General features: G+C 72.5%; 20 protein-coding genes. 7 read left to right on the forward strand and 13 right to left on the reverse strand.

Annotated features, from left to right (window positions below; genetic code table 11):
* Nucleotides 1–64: 64 nt before the first annotated feature.
* Complete coding sequence (locus AB0E91_RS20630; protein ID WP_361783654.1) at nt 65–1,273, reverse strand: SGNH/GDSL hydrolase family protein; 1,209 nt, start codon at nt 1,271–1,273, stop codon at nt 65–67.
* Between the two features lie 223 nt (nt 1,274–1,496).
* Nucleotides 1,497–3,278: a M4 family metallopeptidase gene (locus tag AB0E91_RS20635; RefSeq protein ID WP_361783657.1), complete on the reverse strand. Its 1,782-nt coding sequence runs from the start codon at nt 3,276–3,278 to the stop codon at nt 1,497–1,499.
* Nucleotides 3,279–3,586: 308 nt separating this feature from the next.
* Here AB0E91_RS20635 and AB0E91_RS20640 point away from each other — a divergent pair, with 308 nt between their 5' ends.
* The 4 genes from AB0E91_RS20640 to AB0E91_RS20655 all read left to right on the forward strand — a co-directional run bounded on the left by AB0E91_RS20640 (nt 3,587) and on the right by AB0E91_RS20655 (nt 8,082).
* Nucleotides 3,587–4,789: a serine hydrolase domain-containing protein gene (locus AB0E91_RS20640; protein ID WP_361783660.1), complete on the forward strand. Its 1,203-nt coding sequence runs from the start codon at nt 3,587–3,589 to the stop codon at nt 4,787–4,789.
* Between the two features lie 92 nt (nt 4,790–4,881).
* Nucleotides 4,882–5,559, forward strand: coding sequence for an AIM24 family protein (locus AB0E91_RS20645; RefSeq protein WP_361783663.1), 678 nt, complete (start codon nt 4,882–4,884; stop codon nt 5,557–5,559).
* A 118-nt stretch (nt 5,560–5,677) separates the two neighbouring features.
* Complete coding sequence (locus AB0E91_RS20650; RefSeq protein WP_361783666.1) at nt 5,678–7,357, forward strand: protein kinase; 1,680 nt, start codon at nt 5,678–5,680, stop codon at nt 7,355–7,357.
* Nucleotides 7,358–7,431: 74 nt separating this feature from the next.
* Nucleotides 7,432–8,082, forward strand: a complete 651-nt coding sequence (locus AB0E91_RS20655) for a DUF2238 domain-containing protein (protein ID WP_361783669.1) — start codon at nt 7,432–7,434, stop codon at nt 8,080–8,082.
* Between the two features lie 27 nt (nt 8,083–8,109).
* Here the strand turns inward: AB0E91_RS20655 and AB0E91_RS20660 are convergent, their stop codons facing one another.
* A complete protein-coding gene (locus tag AB0E91_RS20660) occupies nt 8,110–9,159 on the reverse strand; it encodes an aldo/keto reductase (RefSeq protein WP_361783672.1) in 1,050 nt (349 codons plus the stop codon).
* 257 nt (nt 9,160–9,416) lie between these two features.
* A complete protein-coding gene (locus tag AB0E91_RS20665) occupies nt 9,417–10,301 on the reverse strand; it encodes an SDR family oxidoreductase (protein ID WP_361783675.1) in 885 nt (294 codons plus the stop codon).
* Between the two features lie 152 nt (nt 10,302–10,453).
* Between AB0E91_RS20665 and AB0E91_RS20670 the strand changes: the two genes are divergently transcribed.
* Nucleotides 10,454–11,356 carry a LysR family transcriptional regulator gene (locus tag AB0E91_RS20670; RefSeq protein ID WP_361783678.1) on the forward strand — a complete coding sequence of 301 codons (903 nt, stop codon included), beginning with the start codon at nt 10,454–10,456 and terminating at the stop codon, nt 11,354–11,356.
* 1 nt (nt 11,357) lies between these two features.
* On the opposite strand, the gene AB0E91_RS20675 is transcribed toward AB0E91_RS20670, so the two are convergent.
* The 7 genes from AB0E91_RS20675 to AB0E91_RS20705 all read right to left on the reverse strand — a co-directional run bounded on the left by AB0E91_RS20675 (nt 11,358) and on the right by AB0E91_RS20705 (nt 17,737).
* Nucleotides 11,358–11,972: a TetR family transcriptional regulator gene (locus tag AB0E91_RS20675; protein WP_361783681.1), complete on the reverse strand. Its 615-nt coding sequence runs from the start codon at nt 11,970–11,972 to the stop codon at nt 11,358–11,360.
* A complete protein-coding gene (locus AB0E91_RS20680; RefSeq protein ID WP_361783684.1) occupies nt 11,969–13,480 on the reverse strand; it encodes an MFS transporter in 1,512 nt (503 codons plus the stop codon). Before AB0E91_RS20680 ends, AB0E91_RS20675 begins: the two co-directional genes overlap by 4 nt.
* Nucleotides 13,481–13,582: 102 nt before the next feature.
* On the reverse strand, nt 13,583–14,815 hold the full coding sequence (locus AB0E91_RS20685; RefSeq protein WP_361784563.1) for an FAD-dependent monooxygenase: 1,233 nt from the start codon (nt 14,813–14,815) through the stop codon (nt 13,583–13,585).
* A 106-nt stretch (nt 14,816–14,921) separates the two neighbouring features.
* Nucleotides 14,922–15,623 carry a ribonuclease H gene (locus tag AB0E91_RS20690; protein WP_361783687.1) on the reverse strand — a complete coding sequence of 234 codons (702 nt, stop codon included), beginning with the start codon at nt 15,621–15,623 and terminating at the stop codon, nt 14,922–14,924.
* A gap of 46 nt (nt 15,624–15,669) precedes the next feature.
* Nucleotides 15,670–16,464, reverse strand: a complete 795-nt coding sequence (locus AB0E91_RS20695; RefSeq protein ID WP_361783690.1) for a VOC family protein — start codon at nt 16,462–16,464, stop codon at nt 15,670–15,672.
* Nucleotides 16,465–16,858: 394 nt separating this feature from the next.
* A complete protein-coding gene (locus tag AB0E91_RS20700; RefSeq protein WP_361783693.1) occupies nt 16,859–17,209 on the reverse strand; it encodes a hypothetical protein in 351 nt (116 codons plus the stop codon).
* A gap of 45 nt (nt 17,210–17,254) precedes the next feature.
* Complete coding sequence (locus AB0E91_RS20705; protein ID WP_361783696.1) at nt 17,255–17,737, reverse strand: VOC family protein; 483 nt, start codon at nt 17,735–17,737, stop codon at nt 17,255–17,257.
* Nucleotides 17,738–18,212: 475 nt separating this feature from the next.
* On the opposite strand from AB0E91_RS20705, the gene AB0E91_RS20710 reads away from it, so the two are divergent.
* The gene (locus tag AB0E91_RS20710; RefSeq protein WP_361783699.1) at nt 18,213–19,103 is read left to right on the forward strand and encodes an RNA polymerase sigma factor SigF; all 891 of its coding nucleotides are present in this window, start codon (nt 18,213–18,215) and stop codon (nt 19,101–19,103) included.
* 93 nt (nt 19,104–19,196) lie between these two features.
* Here AB0E91_RS20710 and AB0E91_RS20715 read toward each other — a convergent pair whose 3' ends face one another.
* On the reverse strand, nt 19,197–19,649 hold the full coding sequence (locus AB0E91_RS20715; protein ID WP_361783702.1) for an ATP-binding protein: 453 nt from the start codon (nt 19,647–19,649) through the stop codon (nt 19,197–19,199).
* Nucleotides 19,650–19,952: 303 nt separating this feature from the next.
* Complete coding sequence (locus AB0E91_RS20720) at nt 19,953–20,372, reverse strand: hypothetical protein (protein WP_361783705.1); 420 nt, start codon at nt 20,370–20,372, stop codon at nt 19,953–19,955.
* Between the two features lie 472 nt (nt 20,373–20,844).
* Between AB0E91_RS20720 and AB0E91_RS20725 the strand changes: the two genes are divergently transcribed.
* Entirely contained in the window at nt 20,845–21,375 is a 531-nt protein-coding gene (locus tag AB0E91_RS20725; protein ID WP_361783708.1) for an EF-hand domain-containing protein, read from the forward strand.
* The last annotated feature ends 47 nt before the right edge of the window (nt 21,376–21,422 follow it).

Here is a 21,422-nt window from a genome sequence, read left to right on the forward strand (position 1 = left end):
CGTCCGCGCAGGGTCGGGGCCGACGCGGGCCGGTTCAGCGGGCGCCGGTCCGGCGGGCGCGGCTTCAGCGGTCGCAGCGCAGTCGTGCGAGGTCGACCGCGTCGGCGAGGGCCCGCATCCCCCGGTCGTTCGGGTGGAGATGGTCCCCGCTGTCGTAGGCGGTCCGCATTCGCTCGGGGTGGCGGGGGTCGCGCAGGGCGCGGTCGAAGTCCGCGACGGCATCGAAGTCGTGGCCGGTGCGGATGCGGTGGTTGACCTCCCGGCGTACGTCCTCGGCGGCCGGGCTCCACTCCGGCCAGCCCCGGAACGGTGCGACGGTCGCGCCCGTCACGCACATCCCGGCCGCGTGCGCCCGCCGTACGACCTCGCGGTACCCGGCGATCAGGTCGGCGGCCGTGACGCCGGTGGCCGCCTTGAGGTCGTTGACGCCCTCGAAGAGGATCACGGTGCGCACGCCGGGCAACTCCAGCACGTCCCGGTCCAGTCGGCCGAGGGCGCTGGTGCCGCCGCCCTCGGTCAGGACCCGGTTGCCGGAGATCCCCTCGCCGGCGACGCCCGCGAGCGCCGTACGGGCCAGGCGTCTCGCGAGCAGGTCGGGCCAGCGCAGGTCCCGGTCGGGGGTGGAGGCCCGGCCGTCGGTGATGGAGTCGCCGAGCGCGGCGACGGCGCCGGTGGCGGGGTGGTCGGGGCGTACGGAGACGGCGTCGAGGTACCACCAGGAGTCTGTGGTGCGCGTCCAGGGGGCGGCGCTCTCCTCGGCGGTGTGGTCGCCCCGGGCGGTGTACGAGGTGCGCAGGGCCAGCGCGTGCCCGGTGGCGGGTCCGGCGGCGTCCGGGGTGTGCAGGCTGACGGCGAGGAGGGCCCCGGCGGGGACGTGGCCGGGCAGCGGGTCGCTCCAGACGACGGCGCCCCGGGGGATCGTGACGGACGGACGGCCGTGGAAGGCGAGCCGCCGGTTGTCGCGCACGGCGGCGCCCTGCTCGCGCAGGCCCGCGTAAGCGGCGTTCACGCGCAGCGGGCGGTCCCCGAAGGCGTTGGACAGGCGGACGCGCAGTCCGCTGCCGCCGACGCTGGTGCGCACGACGAGGCGGTAGCTGCGGTCGGCGCCGTCGTGGCCGAGGCGCCCGGCGCTCGCGGCCCAGGTGACGACGCCGAGGGCGTGGCCGGTGTCCCCGGTGGGGTGGGCGGCGGTCGGGAGGGGCGGGGTCTGCACGGCGAGGGCGGCGAGCAGGACGGCGGCGGTGCGGCAGGCGCGCCCGAGGCGGCCGGTCACCGGGCCCGCTCCCGGGCGGCGGCCGGTGCGCCGGACTCCCGGCCCGGGCGCGGCGCTTGCGCGTACCCCATGCGAGTCATCGTCCCACCGGGCGGCACGCGTGCGCATGTCGGTGCGCCGTGCGGTCGGACGCCGGATGTGCGGATGCCCCGCGCGGGGCGGGGCATCCGGGGTTCCTACGGGGCGGTCGTGCGGTGCCGGGGCGCCGTACGGCCGCCGTGCGTCACGGGGCGGGGGTGTTGGCCGCGGTGACGTTGACCGCCGCCCACGCCCGGTCCACTGCCTTGTACTCGGCGCTGGTCGCGCCGTACAGGTCCTTGGCCGCCTTCAGTGTCGCGACGCGGGCGTCGTGGAAGTCGGTGGAGGAGACCATGTAGCGGGTCAGCGCGCGGTAGAAGACGGCGGTGGCCTTGGTGCGGCCGATGCCCTTGACGGAACCGCCGTCGTAGGTCGGGGAGTTGTAGGCGACTCCCTTGATCGTCTTCTTGCCGCTGCCCTCCGCGAGGAGGTAGAAGGCGTGCGAGGAGACGCCGGAACCGGCGTGCACCTCCGTGGAGTAGACCTCGGGCGACCAGTAGTCGACGGTCTGCTCCAGCTTGTCCAGCGACGGGTGGTCCAGGCGGCGCAGGAACTTCTGCTTGAGGCCGAGCTTCTCGCCGATGAGATAGTTCGGCGGGTTCTTGGCGTTGTTCGCGTAGAACTCGACGTCGGAGCCGAAGATGTCGGCCAGCGACTCGTTGAGTGAGCCGGGTTCGCCGTACTGGTTGCCGTTGCGGTCGACGAAGGTCGGCTCCAGCTTGGCGGTGGCGTCGACGACGCCGTGGGTCAGCTCGTGGCCGGTGACGTCGAGGACGACGAGCGGCTTCTTGATCATCTTGCCGTCGCCGTCGCCGTACAGCATGCAGCCGCAGGCCGGGTCCCAGAAGGCGTTGGCGACCGAGCGGCCCCAGTGGACCATCCCGCGGGCGGCCTTGCCGTTGCCGGCTATGCCCTTGCGGTTGAAGGTCCTGCGGTAGAAGTCCAGCGTCCTGGTGATGCCGTACTGGGCGTCGGCGGCGGCGCTGTAGCGGCTCGTCGTCTTCCCGTTGCCCCATACGTTCGTGGTGCCGGTGATCGTGGTGCCGGAGCCGAAGCTCTCCGTCATGCGGTTTTTGGCGTCGCGGGTCTCGGTGCCGTACCGGCTCGGGTCCTTGAGCTGGAAGTGGCCGCGCGAGGTCTGCGTGGTGGTCAGGCCGACGCTGCCCACGAAGAGGGTCTTGCCGGTGCCGTGCGCGGTGGCCGGGTACTTCTTGGCGACGGCCCCGGCGACGAGGGGGCTCGCCGCGGCCGCGGCGCCGGTGGCCGGGGCGATGGTCTCCCGGTGGCTGCGCAGGGCCTTGACCAGCTTGGGCGAGAGGAACTCGTCGGCGTCGGGGGTGTCGCTGCGCACGGCGCCGGTGAGGGCGTCCACGACGACCGTGTGGGAGCCGCCGTCGTCGTCGGGGGTGCTGCCGGACACGGTCACCTGGTAGGCGAGGCGGGCGGCGCCGCCACGGGCGTCCACCACCAGGTGCGGGGTGCCCGCCCGGCCGCCGGCCGCGCGGGCCGCGGCGGCCGCCGCCTGACCGGGGGTCACCTTGGCGTCGGTGGTGGCGGGGCGGACTACGCGGTCGGCGGCGCGGGTGACGCCCGCGTAGCCGAGGTGCCGGTCGAGGTGGACGACGAGGTCGCCGCCGAGGACCGGGAGTCCGGCGTGGGTGCGCGTGAAGCGCACATGACGGGCGCCCTCGGGGTCGAACATCACGTCCTGCGGCTCGAGTTCGTCGCCGGAGACGACTCCGGTGTCGGCCGCGTGGGCGAAGGCCGCGGCGCTCGCGGCGTGGACCACCAGGGCGGTCCGCTCGGCGCCGAGGACGGACCGTACGTCCACCGGGCGGGGGCCCGCGAGGGCCGTACCGGCCAGGCCCATGGCGGCCGTCGTCACCGCGACGGCGACGGCCACACTGCGTATGTGCGGTCTGCGCACGAGGAGGGGTTCCTTCGTCCGAAGGCGGCCGGCCGCGCCAACCGCCTTGCGACATGGCGCTGTTGAGCGCCAGGAGGCCCGGGCCGGGCCCGAGGTTCACCCTTCCGGATGAGTCATGGCCACGTAAACCTGGAATGATCCATTTCGCGGTTCCCTATGACAATCCTTTGCGAATATACGTCACAGAGTGATCATTGACTGACCATGTGTGTGTCGGAGCGTGAGATTCCGGCCCAATCCCCTAGGTTCCAGGCCGGAATGTGACCGATGTCGCATCAACAACCGCGTGAACGAGGAGTGGGAACCGGATGGTCTCAGCAACGGTGGGCAGGGGTGCGGTACTCGGAGCGGTCGCGCTGTCTCTCCTCGCGGTCCCGGCGCGGGCGGCGAGCGAGGCGCCGGGCCGCGCGGCGGCACTGCCCGCACCCGACACGGCGGGCGTCGACAGGGTGCTGCGCACCGCGCGGGACCAGGGAGCACCGGGCGCCGCGGCCCGGATCGACGACCACGGCAGGACGTACCTCATCAGCCGGGGCCTCGCGGACCGGGGCGCGAAGCGGGCGATGAGCACCGGCGACCGCTTCCGGATCGGCAGCGTCACCAAGACCTTCTCGACGGTCGTCCTGCTCCAGCTGGCCGACGAGCGCAAGCTCGACCTGGACTCCCCGGTGAACCGCTATCTGCCCGGGCTGCTCCCCGATGACCGGATCACGGTCCGGCACCTGCTGAACCACCGCAGCGGCCTGTACGACTTCAGCAACGACATGTTCGCCCAGAGCGTCTCCGGCTTCGAGGCCGTCCGGAACAAGGTCTTCACCTACCGCCAACTGGTCGCGCTCTCCCTGAAGAAGCCGCGCACCAACGCCCCCGGCGCGGCCTACTCCTACTCCAACACCAACTTCGTGGTGGCGGGCCTGCTCATCGAGAAGCTGACCGGGCACTCGGTGAGGACCGAGTACCAGAACCGCGTCATCAAGCCGCTGAAGCTGGCCGACACCTTCTACGTCCACCCGGACACCGCAATCCCCGGCCGATATGCGCGCGGCTATCTGACCCCCGACAAGTCCGGTGCCGCCCTGGTCGACGCGACCCGGCAGACCGTGTCCTGGGCGCAGAGCGCGGGCGCGATCATCTCCAGCGCCAAGGACCTGAACACCTTCTACTCCGCGCTGGTGGGCGGGCGGCTGCTCTCCTCCGCGCGGCTCGCCGAGATGGAGCGCTTCACCAAGGTCAACGCCACCACGGCCTACGGCCTCGGACTGCGGCGCCGCGACCTGTCCTGCGGTGTCTCGGTCTACGGCCACACGGGCGCCGTACAGGGCTACTACACCTACGCGTTCACCAGCAAGGACGGCGGCCGCAGCCTGACCGCTCTGGTCAACACCTCCAACAACGGCAAGGTGCTGGACACGTTGGCGGGCACCCTGGAATCGGCGTTCTGCGGCAAGCCGGCCAAGAAGGCACGACGCGGCGCCGCGCTGCGCGAACTCGGAGGCGACCTGCGGCAGTAGCGGAGCCCGGAAGCCGGGGCGCGCGGAGTCCAGGAGCCGGGCGCGTTCCACGATCTTGTCGGAACGCGCCCCTCCGGGACACGATGCCCCGTATGAAGGGTGACCTGTTTTCCAGCGAGCACATGATGCGCCCGGCCGTGGAGCCGGGCCTGACCGTCGAGAACGCCAAGTGTCTGAAGTACACGGTGAACGGCGAGATGCTCGCCCGGCAGGGCGCGATGATCGCGCACCGGGGCGAGTTGAAGTTCGAGCACAAGGGCCAGGGCATCGGCGGCATGCTCAAGCGCGCCGTCACCGGTGAGGGGCTGCCCCTGATGGTGGTGCGCGGGCGGGGCGAGGCGTGGTTCGCGCACGAGGCGCAGAACTGCTTCGTCGTCGAGGTGGAGCCCGGCGACCGGTTCACGGTCAACGGCCGCAACGTCCTGTGCTTCGACGCCACGCTCTCCTACGAGATAAAGACCGTGAAGGGCTCCGGCATCGCGGGCGGCGGCCTGTTCAACAGCGTGTTCAGCGGGCACGGCCGCCTCGGCCTGGTCTGCGAGGGCAACCCGCTGGTGATCCCGGTGTCCCCGGAGAACCCGGTGTACGTCGACACGGACGCCGTGGTCGGCTGGACGGCCGGGCTCGACACCTCGCTGCACCGCTCGCAGTCCTTCGGCTCGATGCTGCGCGGCGGTTCGGGCGAGGCCGTGCAGCTGATGCTCCGGGGCAACGGCGTCGTGGTGGTCCGCCCGAGCGAGGCCACGCCGCAGTCGGCGCAGCAGCACTGACGGATGCCGACAGCCCGTACTGACCGAACGTCAAAAATGACCGGAACGCGATCGGTTTGAACACTCCACCGTGACCTTCGCGTAACCCTGGGAGACAACGGCAGGGTTACAGCGAGGGATGGCCATGGCCGAGGCGTACGTCGTCGCAGATGAACTGGTCGCCGGGCGGTTCCGGCTCCTTGAGGTCTTCGCCCGGGAGACCGGCCGCGAGTGGTGGCGGGCCGAGGACGTACGGGAGAACCGCGCGTGCCTGGTGACGCGGACCGCGCTGCCGGGCACCGCCGACCAGGACACCCTGCGCCGGACCAGGTCCCGCGTGGTGCGCACCTCCGAGACCATGCGGCTGCTGTGCCCCGGCGGGGTCGCCGCGGTGATCGACGCGGTCGTGGAGCCGGGCACCCTGTGGACGGCAGCCCAGTGGATCGACGGCACACCACTCACCCGACTCCTGGAGGAGGAGGGGCCGTTCGACCCCGTACGGGCGACCGGCATCGGCCTCGAAGTGCTCGACGTGCTGCGCACCGCGCACGAGGAGGGCATCACCCACGGCGAGCTGAGCCCCGGCCAAATCTTCGTACGGGACGGCGGCACGGTCGTGATCGCGGGCTTCGGGCTCGCGGGCACGACCCTGGCGCCGAGGGTCGCGGCGCCGTCGTACGCCTCCCCGGAGCAGGCCCGCGACGAACGCATCGGCCCCGCCGCCGACTTGTGGGCGCTCGGCGCGATCCTCTACACGATGACCGAGGGGCGCCCGCCGTTCCGCGACCGGGGCCGCACCGAGGCCACCCTGCGGGCCGTGGCCCGGCTCCCCCTGCGCGCCCCGCTGCGCACGGGCCCGCTGACCCGGACCGTGGAGGGGCTGCTGCGCAAGAACTCCCGCGAACGGCTGACCCGTCCGGTGGTGCGCGCCTCGCTGGTGCGGGTGCTGGAGGAGGACGCGGGTGCGTACGGCACGCCCGCGCCCGCTCCGGAGGCCGAGGCGGAGACGGAGGCGGCCCCGCCGGGCGGCGGTGTCCTGCGGAGCAGACGGGTCCTGGCGGCCGGGGTGTGCCTGGCCGTCGCCGCCGTGGCCGCCGCCGCGCTGGCCGTGTCGCACCGGTCGTCGGAGGAGGCCGCGGGGGCGCGGCCGGGCGGGGCGGCCGCGTCGGCGAACGCGGGTCCGTCGGCCGGTACGAGCACCGGGTCCGGCACCGGCGCGGTCCCCGGCCGGAGCGAGGCACCGGGCCCGAGCGGCACCCCGGGTCCGAGCACGGCTCCCGGCAAGGGCACGACCGCCGCCCCGAGCTCCACCCGCACCCAGGGCCACCCCGCCTCTCCGTCCGGCACCTCCGCCGCCCTCCCCGCCGGTTTCCGCACGTACACCGCCCCGGAGGGCTTCACCGTCGCCCTGCCCGAGGAGTGGCAGCGCCTCGGGATCAGGTCCGGCGCCGACAACTCCTACCGGGTCACCTTCGGCCCCGGCGGCTCCTCCTCCCCCACGCTCGCCGTCACCTACAGCGAACGGGTGGGGTCCGACCCCGTGGCCGTCTGGCGTGACGACGTCGAACCCGGCCTCGCCCAGGAGGACGGCTACCAGCGTGTCGGCCGGATCGAGGCCACCGACCAACAGGGCCACTCCGCCGCCGACATGGAGTGGCTGTCCGGCACTGGGCAGACGCGGACGCACACCTTCGGGCGCGGCTTCCTGCTCGGCGGCGGCCGGGGCTACTCCCTGCGCTTCACCACCCCGGCCGCCGACTGGGAGGACCCGGCGAACCAGGCCGTACTGCGCACCGCGCTCCGTACCTTCCGCGCCTGAGTAGCCGTACTCATGACCGGCGTTGCCCGGCGGCGCCACCATGGGGGCTCCCCGACCCCCGCCTGGAGGCCGCCATGACCGCCGCGCATCCCGCCCCGCGCACCATGCACCGCCGGGTGCCGCCCCTGCTGTTCGCGGGCGTGGCAGCCCTGGGGCTCGCCGTCTCCGCGATCGGCGTACGCGACCGTACGACCTGGTTCCTGGAGACGTTCTGGGTGCTGATCGGGCTGCCGCTGGTGCTGCTGACCTGGCGGCGTTTCCCCCTGACCGGCCTGCTGTGCGGTCTCCTCGCCGTACACGCCCTGGTCCTGGCGGCCGGCGGCCACTACACCTACGCCGAGGTGCCCGCGGGCGACTGGGTCCGGGACACCTTCGGCCTCAGCCGCAACCCGTACGACCGGTTCGGGCATCTGATGCAGGGCTTCGTCCCGGCGATCCTGGTCCGCGAACTCCTCAGCCGTACCTCCCCGTTGCGCGGCAGCCGCTGGCTGGCGCCCCTCACCGTGTGCGCCTGTCTCGCCTTCAGCGCGTGCTTCGAGCTGCTGGAGTGGGCGGCCGCCGAGATCGGCGGCCACGGCGCCGACGCCTTCCTGGCCACCCAGGGAGACGTCTGGGACACCCAGTGGGACATGTTCTGCGCCCTGATCGGAGCGGTGCTGTCCCTGCTGCTGCTCAGCAAGGTCCACGACCGGCAGCTCACGACGCTGGAGACCGGCGACCGGTGATCCCGCCCGGGGAGGCGGCCGCCGGACTCAGGCGGCGGAGCGTTCGGCGAGGGGACGGCGGCGCAGGGAGGCGTCCGTCAGGGAGCGCGGCGGGAAGGAGGCGGCGGGGTTGTAGAGGTTCACCCCCGGGCGCACGATCTCGTCGATCCGGTCGAGGGTCGCGTCGTCCAGGGTGAGCGCCGCTCCCTTGAGGAGGGCCTCCAGTTGCTCCATGGTCCGCGGGCCGATGATCGCCGACGTGACGGCGGGGTGGGCCACGGTGAAGGCCACGGCGAGTTCGGGCAGGGTGCAGCCGATGCTCTCGGCGAGTTCGACGAGCTGCTCGACGGCGTCGAGCTTGGCGGCGTTCTCGGCGATGGCGGGATCGAAGAAGCCCGGGCGGATCGCGGCGCGGCCGGTCTCCATGTCGACGGGCGCGCCCTTGCGGATCTTGCCGGTGAGGAAGCCGAAGGCGAGGGGGCTCCAGACCAGGACTCCCATGCCGTGGCGCTCGGCGACGGGCAGCAGCGAGGACTCGATCCCGCGGGCCAGGATCGAGTAGGGCGGCTGGGCGGTGCGGAAGCGTCCGAGGGCGCGCCGCTCGGAGACGTGGTGGGCCTCGACGATCTCCTCGGCCGGGAAGTTCGAGCAGCCGAAGGTGCGTATCTTCCCCTGGGTCACGAGGTCGGTGAGGACCGAGAGGGTCTCCTCGATGTCCGTGGTGTGGTCCGGCAGGTGGATCTGGTAGAGGTCGATCCAGTCGGTGTCCAGACGCCTCAGGCTGTCCTCGACCGCCTTGAGGATCCAACGCCGCGAGTTGCCACCGCGGTTGCGGCCCTCACCCATCGGGAAGTGGACCTTGGTGGCGAGCACGACGTCGTCACGGCGCCCTCGCAGCGCCTTCCCCACGATCTCCTCGGACTCTCCCTGGCCGTACATGTCGGCGGTGTCGAGGAAGTTGACGCCCTGGTCGAGGGCGGCGTGGATGATGCGGACGCATTCGTCGTGGTCGGAGTTGAAGCCGTCCTGGAACATCATGGTTCCGAGGCAGTGGGTGCTGACCTCGATACCGGTTCTGCCAAGGGTGCGATAGCGCATGACGATGCTTCCTCACTGGAGCGGCCGATCACGCGGAGCGACATGGCGTCGACCGCGCGACGGACTCTATTAATTGGAGTCCGCTCCAGGTCAACCCTTGTGCCGACGAAGGTGAGGAGGCCCGCCGGGCGCACCGCGCGGGGTGTGACGCGGCGGCCGGAGACCAGGCGGTGCGGGGAGACCGGGCCTCGGTCATGCGGTGCGGTCGACCGCCCGCGCGGTTCTTCGAAACCGGCCCGGTGTCCCCCTGACGGGAACTACCGGAAGTAGTGCCCCTCCTCCAGGTCGGCCAGGAGCCCGGTCTCCCTCGGCTGCCAGCCGAGCAGTTCGCGGGTGAGCGTGCTCGACGTGGGGTTGTCGACCCCGGTGAAGCGGCCCACGAAGCCGTAGCGGGCCTCGGCCTCCTCGCCCGTCAGGCTGACGACGGGCACGTCCAGGTGACGGCCGATGACCTCGGCGATCTCCCGGAACGGCACGCCCTCCTCGTCGGCCGCGTGCAGGCGCTGCCCGGCGGGCGCCTTCTCCAGGGCGAGCCGGAACAGCCGGGCGGCGTCGAGCCGGTGGACGGCGGGCCAGCGGTTGGCGCCGTCCCCGACGTAGGCGGCGACGCCCTTCTCGCGGGCCACGTCGATGAGACGGGGCACGAAGCCGTGGTCGCCGCGTCCGTGCACGGTGGGCGCGAGCCGGACCACGGAGGAACGCACGCCGTCCTCGGCCAGTGCCGTCGCCGCCTCCTCGGAGGCGGTGCGGTGGGTGCCGGGGGCGGGGGCGTCGGCCTCGGTGGTCAGTCGGCCCGTCGGGCCGATCGCGGTGCCGGAGGTGACGACCAGCGGCCGGTCCGAGCCGGCGAGCGCGGCGCCCATGGCCCGGATGGCGGTGAGGTCGGTGTCGCCCGCCGCGCGGACGTCGGCGAAGTCGTGGACGAAGGCCAGATGGATCACGCCGTCGGCGGTGCCGGCGACGCGGGCCAGGTCCTCCGGGTCCGCCAGGCTGCCCCGGTGCACCTCGGCGCCCGCGGCCTTCAGCGCGGCGGCCCCCTCGTCGGACCGGGCGAGGCCGACGACCTCGTGCCCGGCGCCGATGAGTTCGGGTACGACGGCCGAGCCGATGAATCCGGTGGCCCCGGTGACGAAAACGCGCATGTCGTTGCTCTCCTCGGACGGTGGGTGGGAGTGGTTCCATCCTTGGCCGGGCGGAGCGTCCGCGTCCAAAGCTTGTTCCGCATCGGGCAATACGTTTCGGGCATCACCGCAGGTCGAACTGCACGCAGGGCAGAGGGCCGTACGCTGGGGGCATGTCCGACTCCCCCGCCGACGCGGATCTCGACCTCAGGCTGGTGCGGTACTTCACGGTCGTCGCCGAGCACCGGCACTTCGGGCGCGCGGCCGCCGCGCTGCACATCACCCAGCCGTCCCTGAGCCGTCAAGTGCGTCGCCTGGAGCGGGAGTTGGTGGCCAGGCTCCTCGACCGCACCCCGCAGGGCACGCGGCTAACCGAGGCGGGCGAGGTGTTCCTGCCGCGCGCGAGGTCGCTGCTGCGGGCGGCGGGACAGGCGGCGGCCGCAGCACGGGCAGCCGCCGAGCCCAGCCGGATCACCGTCGGATACACGACCGGCGTGATCGTCACCCCGGCCGTGCGCGAGCTGCGCCGCCGGTTCCCGGACGCGGACGTACGCACGGCGCATCTGCGCTGGCAGGAGGCCCGGGACACGCTGACGAGCCACCGGGTGGACGCGCTGGTCACGCGGCTGCCGTTCGTCACCGAGGGCCTGCGGGTGACCGTGCTCTACGACGAGCCGCGCGTGGTCGTCATGCCGCTGGACCACCGGCTCGCGGGCAAGGAGTCGGTCACCCTGGACGACATCGCGGACGAGCCGCTGCCCCGGGTCCCGGACCGGCTGTGGGACGCGTTCTGGCGGATCGACCCGCGCCCGGACGGGCGGCCCGCGCCGGACGGCCCGTTCATCGAGGACATCGAGGACAAGTTCGAGCTGGTCGCCTCCGGGCAGTCGCTGGCGCTCGCGGCGGGCGTGCCCGGGCTGCGTCCGCCGCGCCCGGATCTGACCACGGTGCCGCTGCACGGGGTCGAGCCGTGCCATGTGGCCGTGGCGACCCGGGCCGGGGACAACGGGCGGCTGGTGACGGAGTTCCGCCGGTGCGCCGAGGCGCTGCTGACCGGGCCCGGGGTCGTCGAGTGAGTCAGGCGCCGGGGGTGAGCGCGCCCGGGGTGAGCTGGGCCTGGACGAGCGGCCCGTAGCGGTCGGCCACGGCGTCGATGTCGGCCTCGCGCAGCCCCGGCCCGCGCGCGATGCCGTACATGACGCCGAGGCCGACGACGGCGGCGACGGCGAGTTCGGCGCGCAGGCCCGCGTCGGGTCCGGTGAGCCGGGCGGCGAGGCGTTCGGTCACCTGGGCGCGGAAGTTGGCGCGCAGGACGTCACCGTGGTCGCCGTGCAGCGGGGCGAAGACGATGCGCAGCAGCGGGTCGGTGCCGCGCTCGCGCTGGCTGCTCAGGACGTGCCGGACCATGTGCCGGCCGAGGGCGTCGAGGGGCGCGTCGAGCAGGTCGTCCGCGTCGGTGTCGAAGGACATCACGCGGGCGAAGAGGGCGTCCTTGTTGCCGAAGTACTTCACGACGAGCGGCGGGCTGACCCCGGCCCGCTCGGCGACGGCCTTCAGGGTGATGGCGCCGTGCGGGTGCCGGGCCAGGAGGTGGCGGGCGGCCTTGAGGATGGCCGCCCTGGTCGCCTCGGCGTCCCGGCGGGCGGCGCCCTGCGCGGGGGGCGGGGTGTCCGGGCTGTCCGGGGTGCTCACGCGTCCTCCATCGCACCGGCGCGGGTCTTCCGGACGAGTCCCCGGGCGCGCCGGGTGGACCCGGCGTCCCCGTCGCCGTCGCCGGAGGCGTCGCCCGGGATCGTGAGGGCGGCCGCGCAGGCGAACAGGGCGACGGCCCCGGCCATCCCGAAGGCCAGCAGATAGCCGTGCAGGGTGGGCACCGGGACACCGCCGACGAGGCTGGTGTGGTGGACGAGCACGGCGGCGACGGCGGCGCTGGAGACGGCCTGGCCGATGGTCCGCATCAGCACGTTGACGCCGTTGGCGGAGGCGGTCGCGGCGGGCGGTACGGCGCGCAGGATGAGGGTGGGCAGCGCGGAGTACGCGAGGGTGGTGCCGGTGGCGACCACGGTCGCGCCGAGGATGATCATCCACAGGTCGCGGCTGTCCGCGATGCGCAGCGCGTAGCCGCAGGCGATGACGGCGGCGCCGAGCGCGAGCGTGATGCGCGGGCCGCGCCGGGCCGAGATGCGGGCCGACAGCGGCGAGAACAGCAGCATCGTGACGCCGCCGGGCAGCAGGCACAGCCCGGTGGCGACGATGGACAGGCCGAGGCCGTACCCGCTGGCCCTGGGCGCCTGCACGAGCTGGGCGGTGACGAGCGAGTTGGCGTAGAACGCGAACCCGGTGAGCAGTGCCGCGATGTGCGACAGGCCCACCCGGGGCCGGGTCACCAGGCGCAGGTCGACCAGCGGACGCGGGGCCCGCAGTTGCTGACGCCACCACAGGACGAGCACGACCGCCGCGACCACGAAGAGGCCGAGGACCCGCGGACTGCCCCAGCCCCACTGGCCGCCCTGCGAGACACCGAGCAGCAGACAGACCAGGGCGACGGCGAGACCGAGCGCGCCGACGACGTCGAAGCGGCCGGGCTCCCGTACCGGCGACTCCTTGACCGCCCACCAGGTGGCCGCGACGCCGAGCGCGCCGAGGGCGCTGGTCAGCCAGAACATGGTGTGCCAGTCGGCGTACTGCACGACCAGCGCGGCCAGCGGCAGCCCGAGGGCGGCGCCGATGCCGACGGTGGAGCTCATGAACGCGACGGCCGAGCCGCGCCGCTCGGGCGGGAGTTCGTCGCGCAGGATGCTGATCGACAGCGGGACGACGGAGGCGGCGGCGCCCTGGAGCGCGCGGGCCGTGATCAGCACGGCGATGTCGGAGGACAGCGCGCACAGCACCGAGCCGACGGTCATCAGGGCGAGCGCGGAGGTGAGCACCCGGCGCTTGCCGTACATGTCACCGGCGCGGCCGAGCACGGGGGTGAGCACGGCGCCGGAGAGCAGCGTCGCGGTGACCATCCAGGAGACGGCGGCCGGGGAGGACCCGGTGAGCCGGGGCAGGTCGGGCAGGAGCGGTACGACCACGGTCTGCATGACGGCCATGAGGATGCCGCCCGACGCCAGCACGGGGATGGTGAGGCGCTCCCGGAGCCGGGGCGGCGCCGTGCGGCCGCCGGACGGCTCGGGTATGGGGGCGGACGGCTCCATGGGCGCTCCTGCGAAATGTGCGTGACTGGTGAATGACTATTCACCCTATCCAGTGAATGGTCTTTCACCAACATTTACCCGTGCGTCCGAGCGGTGGTGGGGCTACTGGTCACGGTGGTGCGTGGCGCGGGCCTGCGAGGAGCGGGCGTGCAGCGCGCGGGCCACCCGGGGGCCGAGGCCGCGCTTGAGCCTGCGCAGCGGCTCCAGGCGCCCGGCCGCGCGGTCGAGGCCGTAGTAGAGCTGTGGCGGGATGTAGGGCAGCAGCGGGGAGTGGCGCTGGCCGAGCAGGGCGAACATGCGGTGCGGGGGGAGGTCGATGTAGCGGGGCAGGTTCTCGTACCAGCGGGCGCTGTAGCGGGCGGCGCTCTGCGCGGACAGCAGGTCGGTGCGGCGCCGGGTCTCGTAGGCGGTCAGCGCCTCCGGCAGCGCGGCGTGGTCGCGCAGGGCGGCGGCCAGGCACATGGCGTCCTCCAGGGCGAGGGTGGTGCCCGCGCCGATGGAGTAGTGGGTGGTGTGGGCGGCGTCGCCGAGCAGGACGAGGTTGCCGTGGTGCCAGGTGCGGTTGGTGAGGGTGCGGAAGGTGGGCCAGGGGGCGGCGGCGCCCGCCTGCGGCTGGGCGAGGAGGGGGTGGCCGTCCAGGACGGGGGCGAAGTACTTCTCCAGCAGGGCGAGTTGCTCGCCCTCGTCGGTGCGGTCCAGGCCGAGACCGGTGTACGTCTCCGGGGAGCATTCCACGACGCAGGTGCTGTGGGAGTCGTCGTAGGGATAGCCGTAGGCCCAGATCCAGCCGTGGGCGGTCTCGGCGAAGGCGAAGGTGAAGGCGTCGAAGACCTTGGTCGTGCCGAGCCAGAGGTAGTGGTTGCGGCCGTGGCCGGCGTGGGTGCCGAAGGCGTCGGCGTGCCGGGTGCGCAGGGCGCTGCCGATGCCGTCGGCGGCCACCACCAGGTCGGCTCCGCCGGGGAGTTCGGTGATCCCGCTCTCGAACTCCAGCCGTACGCCCAGGGTTCGGGCGCGCTCGGCGAGCAGTTCCAGGAGGCGGTGGCGGCCGATGCCGAAGCCCCGGTCGCCGGGCTGCCGCGTGCTCAAGTCCCGTACGTGCGCGACGCCTTCGTCCCAGTGGACCGAGTTCTCCTCGATGGCGTGCGCCGACTCGGGGTCGTGGGCGTGGAGCCGGTCGAGCAGTCCCTGCCAGTAGGTGACGCCCCAGCCGTAGGTGGAACCCTCGGGGGCGCGTTCGTGGACGGTGACGTCGTGGGACGGGTTCTGCCGCTTGAGCAGGACGGCGAGGTACAGGCCCGCGGGCCCGCCTCCGACGCAGACGACCTTCACGCGCACACCTCTGTGAGTCACCGGACGTAGTCGATCGGCCTCGCAGGGTAGCAGCGAAACGGCATGCCTCATGCCCGGTGGCGGACACCGGGCGGTCGGCGATGGCGGCCGGTCAGTCGGTGCCGGTCCGGCACTCCGGGTGGCCCCAGCCCGACGCGTTCTTGGCGATGGGCTCACCGGCCGCATAGGAGCGCCCGCACTGGCAGCGGCCGGGGAACTTGGCCTTGATGGTGCGCGCGGAGGCACCGCCGCCGCTGGTACGGCGCTGCGGCGCCTTGCGGCGGGCGGCGGCCGGGGCGGGAGTGTCGGGCGACGGCGGCGGCTCCGGGGAGCCGAGCGCGCTGCCGGCCGCTTCCTGCACCACGGCGGCCTGGCTGGCGGCGCGGTCGGCGAAGTCGTTGAGCGGGTCGCCGTCGACCTGGTGGGCGGGGACGTAGCGGAACTCGACCGAGCGGCCGTCGAGGAGTTCGTCGATGCGGACGACCAGTTCCTGGTTGGCGACGGGCTTTCCGGCGGAGGTCTTCCAGCCGTTGCGCTTCCAGCCGGGCAGCCAGGTGGTGACGGCCTTCATCGCGTACTGGGAGTCCATGCGGATCTCCAGCGGCACGTCGGGCGCGACGGCCGTCAACAGCCGCTCCAGGGCGGTGAGTTCGGCGACGTTGTTGGTGGTACGGCCGAGCGCCCCGGACTCCCAGCGGGCCGGGGTCCGCTCGTCGTCGCCGGAGACCACCCATGCCCATCCGGCCGGTCCGGGGTTTCCCTTCGAAGCCCCGTCGCACGCGGCCACCACACGTTCACGCATGTGCACGATCATGCCATGGCCGCGGCGAGGGGTGGAGCCGTCCCCGGTCAAGCGCCCCTCAGGCGTCCCTCAGCTCGGGCATCTCGCCCTCGGTGGTGGTGACGTCGATCACCGAGAAGTTGGCGCCCTGCGGGTCGGTGAGGGCGGCGAACCGGCCGAACGGGCTGGTCATCGGGCCGAAGCGGAGCACGGCTCCGAGGTCGGTGGCGCGGGCGACGGCCGCGTCGCAGTCGTCGACGGTGAAGTACACGTTGATGTACGAGGGGACCTCGGGCGGGAAGTCCTCGGTCATCCGCATCCGGCCGAGGACGGGGTCGGCGCCGAGGTCGAAGACGCGGAAGTCGACCGCGTCGTCCTCCATGTCCTTCGCGCGGTAGGGGAAGACGGCGGAGAAGAAGGTGTCGGCCTTCTCGGGCTCGCGGGTGAAGACCTCGGACCAGCAGTAGGCGCCGGGGGTCGCGACGGCCTCGAAGCCCTCGTGGGTGCCGCCCTGCCAGACGCCGAACACGGCGCCGCTCGGCTCGCGGGCGAGCACCATCGTGCCGAAGTCACCGACCTGCATGGGAGGCATCAGCACGTCGCCGCCGTTCTCCCGGATCTTCTCGGCGGTCGCGGCCGCGTCCGGGGAGGCGAAGTAGAGGCACCACTGCGACTGGCCCTCCTGGCCGGGCATCGGCGGGACGACGGCGGCGACGGCCTTGCCGTCCGCGTACGCCTGCGTGTAATTGCCGTACTGCGACGACGAGTCGCCGAAGGTCCAGCCGAGGACGTCGCCGTAGAACCGCTTGGCGCCCTCCAGATCGGTGAACATCGCGTCGGCCCAACAGGGCGTTCCTTCGGGTTGTACGGCCATGGTCGGGCCCTCTCGTTTCAGGCGGTTCGTCCCGGGACGTCACGCTAGCCGCGCACGGGTCGGCACGCGCGCCGAATGCGTTCGACCGAGAACGCGATGTTCCGGCTGGGCTCGGATCCGGTCGTACGGCTCCCCCCGGCGTCCCGGCGCGGTGGCCGACGTGGCGCACGAGCGGCGCCGGCTGCCCGGGCTCGGCCCCCTGCCGGTGTCCGCGCCGGGGCCGGTGAGCCTCGGCGAGCCGTCCCGGCCCGGCGCAGCGCGGTCACGAACCGGCCCAGGAGGGGTGACGGCGCGGGACGGGCGTGTGGCGCCTCCCGGCAGGCGCCACACCGCACCACGTGGCGTCGCGTCGCGTCGCATCACGTCGCGCCGCACCGCACCACGTCGCGTCGCGTCAGAGCAGGCGGAGCGCCGCGTCCACGCTGTCGTCGGCGTGGGTGTTGAACGCGATGGCGGCCTGGGGTGCGTGAAGGCGGATCAGGTTCACGATCCGCTCGAAGAGCGGCAGCAGCGACTCCGTCCTGCGGATTCCGCCGCCGACGACGACCACGTCCCAGGGGCGCGTGTCCAGTGCCGCCGTGATCGACTCCTCGGCCGTCTCGTCGAAGACGACCAGCGCCATGAGCGCGTCGATGCCGTGCTCGGCGAACCGGTTCATCTCCTTCTCGAACACCATGCGCAGGGCCGCCGCGTCGGCACCGGGAATCGCCTGCGGGTCGTAACCGATGACCAGTACGGAAGGCATGGCGCCAAGCTATCAGCGCGTCCCGCCCGCCCGCCGGACGATGCGTCAGTCGCCCGCGTACGCCTGCTCCAGCGCGGCGAGGTCCAGCTTGCCCATGGTCATCATGGCGCGCATGGCACGGTCGGCCTTCGCCGGGTCGGGGTCCTTGATCATCTCCAGCTGCCGCTCGGGGACGACCTGCCAGGAGACGCCGAACCTGTCCTTGAGCCAGCCGCACGGACCGGGCTCGCCGCCGTCCTCGGTCAGCCGGGCCCAGTAGTGGTCGACCTCCTTCTGGTCGGCGCAGAGGATCTGGAACGAGATCGCCTCGTTGAACCGGAACTGGGGCCCGGCGTTGAGGGCGACGAACCGCTGGCCGTTGGCGGTGAACTCGACGGTCAGCACTGTTCCGGCCTCCCCCGGGCCCGCCTCGCCGTGGCGGAGGACGTCGCCGATGCCGGAGTCCTTGAACACGGAGACGTAGAAGTGCGCGGCCTGCTCCGCCTGTCCGTCGAACCAGAGGCACGTGACGAATCCGTCGGTGGTCATGAACGCCTCCCGGGCGTGATGAGTGGTGCGTGGTGGTGTCGCGGTCGTGGATGTCGGTCGTGGATGTGGACCGGTGCGGGCGCCGGAACTCATCGGTGAAGGGGTGAACGGGCATGAGCAGGGGCGATTTCAGGCCATCGCAAGGTCGGTCGACGGTCGTCACCGTAGGCCGTGCGGGGGCTGCGGGCCGACCGACACGCAGTCCAGAAAGCGGCTCTCACCTGCTGATTCCCCTCTCACCGCAACACGGTCCCGCGACAGAGCTCAGGACACCACTCACGCACCGGACATCTCTTTCACGCCACTGCCTCGAACCGCCCGCATGTGGTGCGTGACCCTGGGTACCCGCCCCGTGAGGAAGAGGAAACAGGAATAGGGCGCGGATTTCCGGGAAGCCGGGGACCACGCAGCGTCTGCGGCCGAGCGCGACACCCGGGCCGCAGAGGTTGAAACCGTGACTCACGTGGGAGAGGTAATGGACACCGCCGCCGGCATCCGGTCGCACGCCGAGGTCGCCGAGAAGACCGCACAGGACACGACGGTCGAGGAGAGCCTTCCGGGAATCGCGGACCCCACGTCCGTGGCGCCCCGGGACGCGCGGGCACTTTCCCGCCAGTTCTTCCGCCGGCTGGCGGAGCTGGAGGAGGGCACCCACGAATACCAGTACGCGCGCAACACCCTGATCGAGATGAACATGTCGCTGGTGCGCTTCGCGGCCGGGCGGTTCCGGGGCCGGGGCGACGACATGGAGGACATCGTCCAGACCGGCATGATCGGCCTGATCAAGGCGATCGACCGGTTCGAGGTGTCGCGCGAGGTCGAGTTCACCTCCTTCGCGCTGCCGTACATCGTGGGCGAGATCAAGCGGTTCTTCCGGGACACCACCTGGGCGGTGCACGTCCCGCGCCGGCTCCAGGAACTGCGCGTGGAGCTGGCCAAGGCCCGCGAGGAGCTGTCCAGCAGGCTCGACCGCGACCCGACCGTCGCCGAGCTGGCCACGCTGATGAACATCACCGAGGCCGAGGTCGTCGAGGGCCAGGTCGCCGCGAACGGCTACAACTCCTCGTCCCTGGACGCCGCGCTCACCGGTGACGGCCCCGAGGACGGCGAGGCCGTGCTCGCGGACTTCATCGGCGTGGAGGAGGAGGGACTGCGGCTGGTCGAGGACTTCCACGCCCTCGCCCCGCTGATGGCCGACCTGAGCGAGCGCGACCGCACGATCATCCACATGCGGTTCGTGGAGGAGGCCACCCAGGCGGAGATCGGTCAGCAGCTCGGCTGCTCCCAGATGCACGTCTCCCGCCTGATCAAGCGCATCATCACGCGGCTGCGCCAGGGGATGCTCGGCGAACTCGGCTGCGCCTGAGTCCACGGCGACGGGCCCGGTCGTGCGAACACTGGGCCCGTTCTGCTGCGGGGAATCCGGCGGCTTCTTGCCGCGGAGACGGCGTCCGTGCGGTCAGGCCTCCAGCTCGACCCGCGCGCGGACCCGCTTGCCGACGGGCACGCGATCCACGGTGATCTCGGCGGCGAGCGCGCTCACGATCTCCAGCCCGTGCCGGCCGATCCGCTGGGGGTCCCGGGGGAAGGCCCGGGGAAGGACGACGCTGCTGTCGTACACCGCGACGGCGACCGTGCTGTCCGTGCCCTCCAGCTCCAGGATGTACGGGCCGTCGCTGTGCCGGTCGGCGTTGGTGACCAGCTCGCTCACGACGAGCAGCACCTCGCCCGCGGCGCGGCTGTCGACCACGGCGCACCACTCGTTGCGCAGTTGTTCCAGGAACTGGGCGGCGAAGGCCCGCGCCGCGGCGATGCATCCGGGTTCACCGGTGTAGTGCGCCGCGCGTCGCAGCGGCTCCACGGGTACGTCGAAACCAGTCGGTATCACTGCCCCGCCCAGTTGTTCCGTCATGCCTGTCTCTCTCGAAGGGCCGGCCGGCCTGTCCCCTGTTGCTCCTGTGCTCGTACCCCGAGCCGCGCCGGGCAGTCCACCGAGTCCGTTCGCCTCCGGCGCACAGCCGTCCGAGAGGGGAGACGGGCGGAAGGCGGCGTTCACGGGCGGCGCCTCGGACGCCGGGTCATGGCCGGAATCCCACCGGTACGCGCGGGACAGCAGGGGCGTACGACCGCGCGCGTGGGGCGCGTTGCGGGGCGCACTCCGGAAATCGGCCACGGCGGTGGACCGCACCCCGGGGGGCGTCGGGGGCGACACGTGTCAGGCGACGGGGACGACCGGCACCACGAAGGCGGGCACGGTGCGCTGCATGCGCAGGGCGTCGACCGACTCGGCGAGGAGTTCGTACTCCGTCGTGTCGTCGCTGGCGGCGATGCGTACCAGGCGTCCGCCCGCCAGCTCCTCCGCGACCCGCTCCTGCCGGATGTCGTCGGCGCACCAGGCGCGGAGCAGGGTGGGGACGTCGGCCACCGTGCCCGCGACGGGCACCAGGGCGCCCGGCGGGAACACCGTGTTCTCCGGGAGCGGGTCGAGCCGCTCGGCCATCCACGAGGCGCGGTCCCGCAGCCACCACAGGGCGAGTGCGAGTGTGGGCGCGCGGTAGGTGCCGAGCGGTACGCCCACGCGCTGTCCGCCGCACACCCCGTACGCGGTGACATGGCACAGGAATTCGTCGTGCACGCTCACTCCCCCGTTGCCTGGCCGATATGGCGGTCGGACCCTCGCTTTCCGGTGCGGCTCATGTGCGGTGAGAAGTGCCCCTGGTATTTCGAGTATCGCCACGGGGGAAACGCTGTCACCACGTCTTTCCGGCCAGTCTCTTGGCATATGCGAAGCGGGGCCCTGTCCGAAAACACCAGGCAAGCCATGGCCATGCGTTAGTCGTTGCGTGATCAACCGGTCCGTTTTACGGGCGACTCGAAAAGCGGAGACCATGTGAATATCAGGGAAGCGGCGTGAATACAGGGGCGGTCATGTGAATGCGGATTCCCGCCCGCGCGGGTGATCCGCCCGGCCGCAATCCTCCCCCGGCGGCGAATCCACCCATCGGATGAACGTGCCCGCCCGGCCGCATGTCCGGTGCCCGCCGGACGCAGTGTGTGGGTGCCGCCCCGACGACCGGGACGCCATCGAAGGAAAGGTCACGCACGTCATGCGCACTGAGGCCATCGACCGGGTCGCCCTCGTCTTCTCGCTCTTCGACGCCAACGGCAACGGCCACCTGGACCCCGAGGACTTCGAGCTGATGACCGCCCGGGTGATCGCGGCGGCCGAGGGGGCGGACCCGGCCGCACGGGAGCGGATCGCGGCCGCGTTCCGGCGGTACTGGGAGACGCTGTCCGCCGAGCTGGACGCCGATCGGGACGGAAGGATCACGCCGGACGAATTCCAGGCGTGCGTCCTCGCCCCGGAGCGATTCGCCCCCACCGTGCGGGAGTTCGCGGAGAGCCTGGCAGCCCTCGGCGACCCGGACGGCGACGGCCTGATCGAACGCCCCCTGTTCCTCACGCTGATGGACGCCATCGGTTTCCGACGCGCTCACGTCGAGGCCCTCTTCGACGCCTTCGAGCCGGACTCCTCGGACCGGATCACGGTCGAGAAGTGGATCGGCGGGATCGAGGACTTCTATGCGCCGGACAAGGCGGGAATCCCCGGGGACCGGCTGGTGGGGGCGGGCGGATGAATCCGGGAACCCGTACGGACAAGGAGAGTTGAGGAAGAGAGGAGCGG

The organism is Streptomyces sp. NPDC026659 (genome assembly GCF_040638245.1).
Classification (GTDB): Bacteria; Actinomycetota; Actinomycetes; order Streptomycetales; family Streptomycetaceae; genus Streptomyces.